The sequence below is a fragment of the Mycobacterium sp. genome (assembly GCF_035314665.1).
Lineage (GTDB): Bacteria > Actinomycetota > Actinomycetes > Mycobacteriales > Mycobacteriaceae > Mycobacterium.
On the sequence record NZ_DATFZD010000178.1, the window covers coordinates 1 to 7,933 of the forward strand.

The window sequence follows — 7,933 nt, forward strand, 5'->3', positions numbered from 1 at the left end:
CAACGAGGTGTTCTTCACCGATGTGCGAGTGCCCGCCGAGAACCTGGTCGGCCCACTGAATCAGGGCTGGCGGGTGGCCAACGGGTCACTGGGTCACGAACGCACGATGATGTGGCTGGGCTTCGCCGATCGGCTGGACAACGTCCTCGCCGACTTCCATCCCACCAACGCGCTCGAACGTGACCAGTACGCCACTACGCTGATGGACTTTTCTGCACTGCGCCTGCTCGGATCGGTGGCCCTGGCGCGCGACGCTCGCGGCGAAGAGGATGTGCCCGCGCTGTCGGTGCTCAAGCTGCTCGGCTCCGAAGCGGAACGCCAAGCATGCGAAAATGCGCTGTCCGCTGCGGGTTCCGACGGCCTGACGCATCCCGCGCTGACCGGTCGGTACGAGCCGATGAACCTCGACCACTACTTCGGCAGCTGGTTCGAGCGCTACGCTCGCAGCTTCTCCGGCACGATCGCCGGCGGCACGTCGGAGATCCAGCGCAACATCATCGCGCAGCGCGTGCTCGGACTGCCCGCTCGCTAGACCGTCAGTCGATAACGGCTGCTTCTTTGCGTTCGGTGATGGGCAGCGCCAGTTGCTGCTCATCGCAGATCCGCTGCAGCTTCGCCAGGGTTTCATCCAGGCCCGCGCCAACACGGCGGCCGGGGGTGAAGGTCGCCGGCAGGTGTCGCATGCCCTGGATGACACCGATGGTCTCGTAGTGCACGGTGCCTTCCGGGTCGCACTGGTAGTCCGGCATCCGGTCCAGCACCGCGGTGAGCATGGACTTGAACACGGTACGTGCCACGTTCGAGCCGACGCAGCGATGCACGCCGAGACCGAAGCTGAAGTGGCGGTTGCCTTTACGGTCCATGATGATTTTGTTGGGTTCGTTGAACACCGACGGGTCGCGGTTGGCCATCGCCCAGGAGATCCACAGCCGCTCGCCCTCTTTGAACTGCGTGCCTTCGATTTCCACATCATCGGAGAAGGTGCGTCCATCGCCGGGCGCCGGCGTGAAGTAGCGCAGGAATTCCTCGGTGGCGGAATCCAACAGGCTGTCGCGCTCGCGGCTGAGCCGCTCGCGTTCATCGGGATGCTGCGAAAGCCATTCCAGCGAGTGCGCGGTGAGCGCGGTGGTGGTGTCGAAGCCGCCGCCGATGACCAGTCCGAGGTTGCCCATGATCTCGAGGTCGGGAGCGGGCTCGCCGTCGATCCGCATCTTAATGAGCGCGTTGACGATTCCCGGCCGTGGGTTTTCCTTGATCTCAATCATGTTGTTCAGCAGATCCAACCCCATTTCCCGATGCATCGCGTTGACACGGTCGAGGTCGGGGGAGTGCTCCGGTGTATATAGCGCGGCATGGGTCGGCTCGCTATACATCGACCACTTGTGCAGCGGGATCCCCAGCATCGCCAGAGTCAGCACAGCCGGCACGACGTTGGCGAGATCGTCGACGAAGTCGATGTGGCCTTCTTCGATCTTTTCGTCGAGACACGCACGCGTCACGTCGTCGATGAAGGGCGCCCAGCGCTTGACCGCGGCGGGTGACAGATAAGGGTTGAGCTCGTTGCGATAGATGCGGTGCTCAGGCTCATCCATCTCCAGGATGCCGCCCCGCACCCCGCTCGCGCGTTTGGCCGTCGGGATCGAAATACCTTTATAGCCTTGTCGTTCGCCGTTGATGTCGTGGTCGTTGGAGACGACCGGGCAGCGGGCCAACTCGAAGACCGCCTGGCTGCCGCCGGCCACCCAGTGGCCGTCGTAGGTGTCGGTCCAGGCGACCGGGCACTTTTCGTGCATCTCTTCGGTGATCTTCTCGAACTGGCCCCGGTACTCCGGAGTGTGCCGGTCGAAGTGATAGCGGTTCTTCTTGCGATCGCTGTCGCTCACCATGTCGTCGACGCTCACGATGTGGACTCCGTAATCGTGATGGCTTGCTCCGGGCAGGACTGAGCGGCTTCCCGGACGGCGTCCTCCTGGTCGGGCGGAACGTCTTCCGAGACTGCCGACGAATGACCTTCGATATCGTCAAGCACAAAAGAATCCGGCGCGATCATCGAGCACAGCGTGTGCCCCTGGCAGCGATCCGAATCAACCCGAACTTTCACAACTTTCCCCTAGGTCCGGTAGTCGTACCACTTGAGGTATCCGCCCGCGTCGACGCGCAGCTGCATACCTGTCACATATCGGGCCTCGTCCGAGGCCAGCCACAGCACGGCATTGCTGATGTCCTCCGGCTCGACGTAAGGAATCTTCATCGCCTGCTGGACACTAAAAACCGGCTCGGCGTCGGCGCGAGTCGGGTTTTCCAGATCCGGCCGGAACGAACGGTACATCGGCTCGCTCTGCAGCATGTCGGTATTGGTGTTCGTCGGATGAATGACATTCGCGCGAATTCCGAACGCCGAAAGCTCGGTGGCCAGGTCGTGCAGATAGCTCGACAGTGCACGCTTGGAGTGCACGTAAGCCATCCCGCCCGGGTCGTTGCCGGGGGCGTCCTTCTTGGACGTGTCCATCAGGGCGGCGGTGGATCCGGTCGCGATGATCGACCCGCCTTCCCGAAGATGGGGCAGCGCAACCTGAATCGCGTTGATCGTCCCGATCAGGTTGGTGTCGATCACGTCGCACCAAGCCTGCAACGGCGGCTGGCCTTTCATGCCGGCGACGCCGGCCGCGGTCACCACGATGTCGAGAGTGCCGAATTCGGCCAGGCCGGTCTGCAATGCGGTTCGCAGTTCTGCGGCGTCCCGGACGTCGGCTTGCGCGATCACCACTCGCTGGTTGGTCTTCTCGATCAGTCGGGCGGTCTCGTCGAGGTCCTCCGGCGTGGCCATCGGGTATCCGATGGTGTCGATGTCACGGCACAGGTCGACCGCGATGATGTCGGCGCCTTCTTCGGCCAACCGCACAGCGTGAGAGCGGCCCTGCCCGCGCGCCGCACCCGTGACAAACGCGGTTTTTCCTTTTACCCGGCCTTCAGTCCGTCCCAACAGAGTGTCCTCTCAGGTGTTTCGGCCGCCGTTGACCCCGAGTATCTGACCGGTGATGTAGCCGGCCTCCTCGGACACCAGGAAGGCGCAGGCCGCGGCGATGTCTTCGGGCCTGCCCATCCGGCGCACCGGCGTTGCGGCGATGGTCTTCTCGATGTCGCCGAGGTGGCCGTTTTCCTCGGCGCTCCGCAGCATCGGGGTGTCGATGAAACCCGGCGGCACGGCGTTGACCGTGATGCCGTTTGGTCCGTACTCGAGCGCCAGCGATTTGGTCAGCCCGTTGACCGCGGATTTAGCCGCCACGTAGTGAGCCATATACGGGGCACCGGAGTGAGTGCTCGACGAGGAGATGTTGACGATGCGACCCCAGCCGGCCTCCAGCATGTCGGGCAGCACCGCCTGGATCATGTGGAAGACGCCGTTGAGGTTGACGTCGATCAGCCGCTGCCAATCCTCGAACGCGATGTGGTTGAAGCGTTTGAACCCGTCCAGGCCCGCGGCGTTGACCAGAACGGTGATCGGGCCGAGTTGGCCGCGGACGGCCGCGAGCGCGGCGTCCACCTGCGAGCGGTCGGTCACGTCGGCGGTGAAAGCGAATGGCGTCTCGGACGGTTTGAGGTCGACGGTCGCTACTTGATAGCCGTCCTTGCGGAGACGCTCAGCGACCGCCAAGCCGATTCCGGAGCCACCCCCGGTGACGACGGCTGTTGTCACGCGGGCACTCCGGCAGAGAGGGTCTCAGGCACAAAGAATCTCCCTTCCAATTATGAGAACCTTACTCTCACATTACAGCGGCTCGCAAGGCGGCCCAGAAACCCCGTTCTTCCTGCGAAGATACTGGGAATTCCGGACCTCCGGACGTGTTACGAGCATGGCAGTCTCGTTTCTTTCGTTTGGTTGAATTCTCGTACTCGGAATGTAAGATTCGCCCGGGATGAGAATGAAATTATCCACGTGTTGAGGAGACCGGTATGCCATCGCGGGACGCGGCCACCACCACCGTGGCTGATAGCCCACCGGCGGAGGGCGGGTCCGAGCCCAATGCTGACCGCCCCGTTCCGCGGGTGGCGTGATGGGGCCGCTGGAAGGCATCCGCGTTCTCGAGGTCGCCATGTACGGTTTCGTCCCGTCGGCGGGCGCGGTGCTGGCCGAGTGGGGCGCGGACGTCGTCAAGGTCGAGCACGCGGTGACCGGTGACCCGCAGCGCGGTTTGCGGCAGACCGGCCTGTTGCGCGTCGAGGGCGATCCCAACCCGAACATCGAGCATGCCAACCGGCGCAAACGCAGCGTCGGCCTCGATATGTCGGTGCCGGAAGGCAGAGAAGTGCTCTACGAGTTGGCTCGCCGCTCGGATGTCTTCTTGACCAGCTTCCTGCCAGGACACCGGAAGAAGTTCGGCATTGACGTCGACGACATCCGCGCGGTCAAACCCAACATCATCTATGCCCGGGGCAGCGCGCTCGGCCCACGCGGCGCGGAGTCCGAAAAGGGCGGCTACGACATGACGGCGTTCTGGTGTCGGGCCGGAACCGCCGCCACCATCACCCCGCCCGGGACGGAAGGCATGGTCGGTCCGCCCGGACCCGCCTATGGCGACACCATCTCCGGCACCAATCTCGCCGGCGGCATCGCGGCGGCGCTGCTCAAACGGGAGCGCACCGGTGAACCGTCGATCGTCGACGTCTCGCTGCTGGGCAGCGGGCTTTGGTCGCTCGGACACACAGTGGCACTGACAGTGCATCTCGGCCAGCGGATGGAGGCGTTCCCGCCCGGTGTGCACGGCTCGCCGATCAATCCGCTGGTGGGTCTCTATGCGACATCCGACGGCCGCTACATCTCCTTTGTGATGATGCAAGCCAGTAAGTTCTGGGCCGATGTGTGCCGCCATATCGATCAACCAGCACTGGCAGACGACCCGCGCTTCGACACCGACGAAAAGATCGCCGCCAATACCGCAGAGGCGGTGCAGGTTCTCAGCAAGGCGATCGGCACACGCACGCTTGCGGAATGGAGCGAACGCTTCGCGACGCTGGCCGGGCCGTGGGCACCGGTGCAGGACACCTTGCAGGCGGCCAACGACGCTCAGATCCGGGCCAACGAATATGTCGTGCAGGCAGGCGAACTCAAGCTGGTTGCCAACCCGGTGCAATTCGACGTGGCCGCACCGAAGTCCGGGCCGGCTCCCGGCTTCGCCGAGCAGACCGACGAAATCTTGATGGAGCTCGGACTCGATTGGGACCGCATCATCGAGCTCAAAACTATCGGTGCCGTCACTTAATTCGGAGGTCCCTCGGTTGTCAATTTTCACTCCCGCCGCATGCGGCATGAGTCATAATCGCCGGACGCTTCATAAAAGTGGGGATTGTCCGGCCCGCGTTGTCGGGTGCGCCAACTCACGCGAACGATACGGAGGGACTGGCGTGGGGATGGTGGGCACCGATGGCGACTAAGGGGGCCGAGCGCTGGTCTTCAGGCATCAGCCTGCCAAGTGGCTTGTCTGGCGCGATGCAGTCCGTCGGCGGCCTGTTCGCGATGTCGGCCGACGCGATCAGGTTTGTCTTCCGCAGACCGTTTCAGGCGCGGGAGTTCCTCGAGCAGTCCTGGTTTATCGCGCGTGTTGCGTTAGTTCCGACGTTGTTGGTGGCCATCCCGTTCACAGTTTTGGTGAGTTTCATTCTCAACATCTTGTTGCGCGAATTGGGCGCCGCGGATCTCAGTGGTGCGGGTGCGGCGTTCGGCGCGGTCACTCAGGTCGGCCCGTTGGTGACGGTGTTGATTGTGGCCGGTGCCGGTGCGACGGCGATGTGTGCGGATCTTGGTTCGCGCACCATCCGCGAAGAGATCGACGCGATGGAGGTGCTGGGCATCAATCCGGTCCAGCGGTTGGTGACGCCCCGGATGCTGGCGGCCGGTCTGGTCGCGCTGTTGCTCAACAGCCTGGTCGTCATCATCGGGATCGTCGGCGGCTATGTGTTCTCGGTGTTCGTGCAGGACGTCAACCCGGGCGCGTTCGCCGCCGGGATCACACTGCTGACCGGTGTGCCCGAAGTAATCATCTCCTGCGTCAAGGCGGCGCTGTTCGGCATCATCGCGGGTTTGGTGGCGTGCTATCGCGGGCTGACAGTGTCGGGCGGGGGAGCCAAGGCGGTGGGCAACGCCGTCAACGAAACCGTGGTGTACGCGTTCATGGCGCTGTTCGTCGTCAACGTGGTCGTTACCGCGGTCGGCATCCGATTCTCGACGAAGTGATGGTGGGAGAGATGCCGTGACGTTGGTGAAGTCGTTAAGAGCGACCTACCCCCGAACATTCGGCGTGCTCGGGGCGTGGCGCCGACCCGTCGGCCTTTTGGGCTCGATCGGCGACCACACCGTGTTCTACGGCAGGGCGCTTGCCGGCATCCCTTTCGCGATCACCCGCTACGGGCGGGAGATTATCCGGCTGACCGCCGAAATCAGCATGGGCGCAGGAACATTGGCGATGATTGGTGGGACGGTCGTGATCGTCGGATTCCTGACGCTGGCCGCCGGCGGAACGCTCGCGGTGCAGGGCTATAGCTCGTTGGGCAATATCGGTATCGAGGCGCTGACCGGGTTCCTGGCGGCATTCATCAATGTCCGCCTTTCGGCGCCGGTGGTCGCCGGGATCGGCTTGGCGGCCACCTTCGGTGCCGGCGTGACCGCGCAATTGGGTGCGATGCGGATCAGCGAAGAAATCGATGCGCTGGAAGCAATGGCAATTCGGCCGATTTCGTATCTAGTCAGCACCAGGATCGTGGCGGGGATGCTCGCGATCACCCCGCTTTACAGCATTGCCGTCATTTTGTCGTTCCTGGCAAGCCAATTCACCACTGTTGTCCTGTTCGGCCAATCGGGTGGTCTGTACAACCACTACTTCGATACCTTCTTGAACCCCATCGACTTGTTGTGGTCCTTCTTGCAGGCCGTCTTGATGGCGCTCGCCGTCCTGTTGCTACATACGTACTACGGATATTTCGCATCAGGTGGACCGGAGGGTGTCGGGGTGGCAACGGGCAATGCGGTCCGCACTTCGCTCATCGTCGTCGTATCGGTAACGCTGCTGATTTCGCTGTCGATCTACGGCTCGAACGGAAACTTCAACCTCTCGGGATAGGGAAGGATTCGATGGAACACACTGGGATACGCGCACTGACGGGTCTGGTGACTGTGGCTGTTATTGCCGCGATCGTCGCCGTCGCGGTGGGCTTGTTCCAGGGCAGCTTCACCGAAAGCGTGCCTGTTATCGTGCTTTCGTCGCGGGCCGGCCTGGTGATGAACCCGGACGCGAAGGTGAAGATGCGCGGCGTGCAAGTGGGTAAGGTCGATTCGATCGAGTCGCGGCCGAACGGTCAAGCGGTTCTGCACTTGGCGATGTATCCCTCCGATCTGCACCTGATTCCGGCCAATGTGCTCGTCGACATCACAGCGCCAACGGTTTTCGGCGCCAAGTTCGTCGAGCTGGTACCGCCGGCTGAACCGTCGGCGCATTCCCTACACGCCGGTCAGGTACTCGATAGCCAACACGTCACGGTCGAGATCAACACGGTGTTTCAGCATCTGACAGCGGTGCTGGGCACGCTCGACCCAGCGAAGCTCAACGAGACCCTTGGGGCTATCGGGCAGGCGCTCAGCGGCCGGGGCGAAAAGATCGGTCAGGCGTTCAGCGATCTGGATTCGTTTCTGGCAAAATTCGATCCGAGCCTTCCGGCGCTGAGCCACGACATCGCGGTCTCCACGCCGGTATTCAACGCTTACGCGGACGCGGCGCCGGACCTGGTGAAAACCGTTGCTAACTCGGTGAAGATCAGCAAGTCGATCGTCGACGAGCAACACAACCTCGACGCGCTGCTGGTTAGCGCGATCGGGTTGGCCGACGTCGGCAATGACGTCCTGTCCGCCAACCGGAAGGGTTTGACGGATGTCTTCCATCTG

At 63.0% G+C, this 7,933-nt stretch carries 9 protein-coding genes; 5 read left to right on the forward strand and 4 right to left on the reverse strand.

What is annotated here, in order from left to right; translation table 11 throughout:
- Nucleotides 1-532 (forward strand): acyl-CoA dehydrogenase family protein (locus VKI00_RS14065; RefSeq protein WP_324438307.1); only part of this gene is annotated, 532 nt, incomplete at its 5' end.
- A gap of 4 nt (nucleotides 533-536) precedes the next feature.
- On the opposite strand, the gene VKI00_RS14070 is transcribed toward VKI00_RS14065, so the two are convergent.
- From VKI00_RS14070 to VKI00_RS14085, 4 genes are read right to left on the reverse strand one after another with little or no spacing between them, the layout of a single operon-like run.
- Nucleotides 537-1,901, reverse strand: a complete 1,365-nt coding sequence (locus VKI00_RS14070; protein ID WP_324438309.1) for a cytochrome P450 — start codon at nucleotides 1,899-1,901, stop codon at nucleotides 537-539.
- Nucleotides 1,898-2,101, reverse strand: a complete 204-nt coding sequence (locus VKI00_RS14075; protein WP_324438311.1) for a ferredoxin — start codon at nucleotides 2,099-2,101, stop codon at nucleotides 1,898-1,900. Before VKI00_RS14075 ends, VKI00_RS14070 begins: the two co-directional genes overlap by 4 nt.
- A gap of 9 nt (nucleotides 2,102-2,110) precedes the next feature.
- Complete coding sequence (locus VKI00_RS14080) at nucleotides 2,111-2,983, reverse strand: mycofactocin-coupled SDR family oxidoreductase (RefSeq protein ID WP_324438312.1); 873 nt, start codon at nucleotides 2,981-2,983, stop codon at nucleotides 2,111-2,113.
- Nucleotides 2,984-2,995: 12 nt separating this feature from the next.
- Nucleotides 2,996-3,697, reverse strand: a complete 702-nt coding sequence (locus VKI00_RS14085; RefSeq protein WP_324438314.1) for an SDR family NAD(P)-dependent oxidoreductase — start codon at nucleotides 3,695-3,697, stop codon at nucleotides 2,996-2,998.
- A 358-nt stretch (nucleotides 3,698-4,055) separates the two neighbouring features.
- Between VKI00_RS14085 and VKI00_RS14090 the strand changes: the two genes are divergently transcribed.
- The 4 genes from VKI00_RS14090 to VKI00_RS14105 all read left to right on the forward strand — a co-directional run.
- Nucleotides 4,056-5,261: a CoA transferase gene (locus VKI00_RS14090; RefSeq protein WP_324438316.1), complete on the forward strand. Its 1,206-nt coding sequence runs from the start codon at nucleotides 4,056-4,058 to the stop codon at nucleotides 5,259-5,261.
- 161 nt (nucleotides 5,262-5,422) lie between these two features.
- Nucleotides 5,423-6,232: an ABC transporter permease gene (locus VKI00_RS14095; RefSeq protein WP_324438318.1), complete on the forward strand. Its 810-nt coding sequence runs from the start codon at nucleotides 5,423-5,425 to the stop codon at nucleotides 6,230-6,232.
- Between the two features lie 25 nt (nucleotides 6,233-6,257).
- Nucleotides 6,258-7,115 carry an ABC transporter permease gene (locus VKI00_RS14100; protein ID WP_414687194.1) on the forward strand — a complete coding sequence of 286 codons (858 nt, stop codon included), beginning with the start codon at nucleotides 6,258-6,260 and terminating at the stop codon, nucleotides 7,113-7,115.
- Nucleotides 7,116-7,126: 11 nt separating this feature from the next.
- Nucleotides 7,127-7,933: MCE family protein (locus VKI00_RS14105; protein ID WP_324438320.1), on the forward strand; the 807-nt coding region annotated here is incomplete at its 3' end.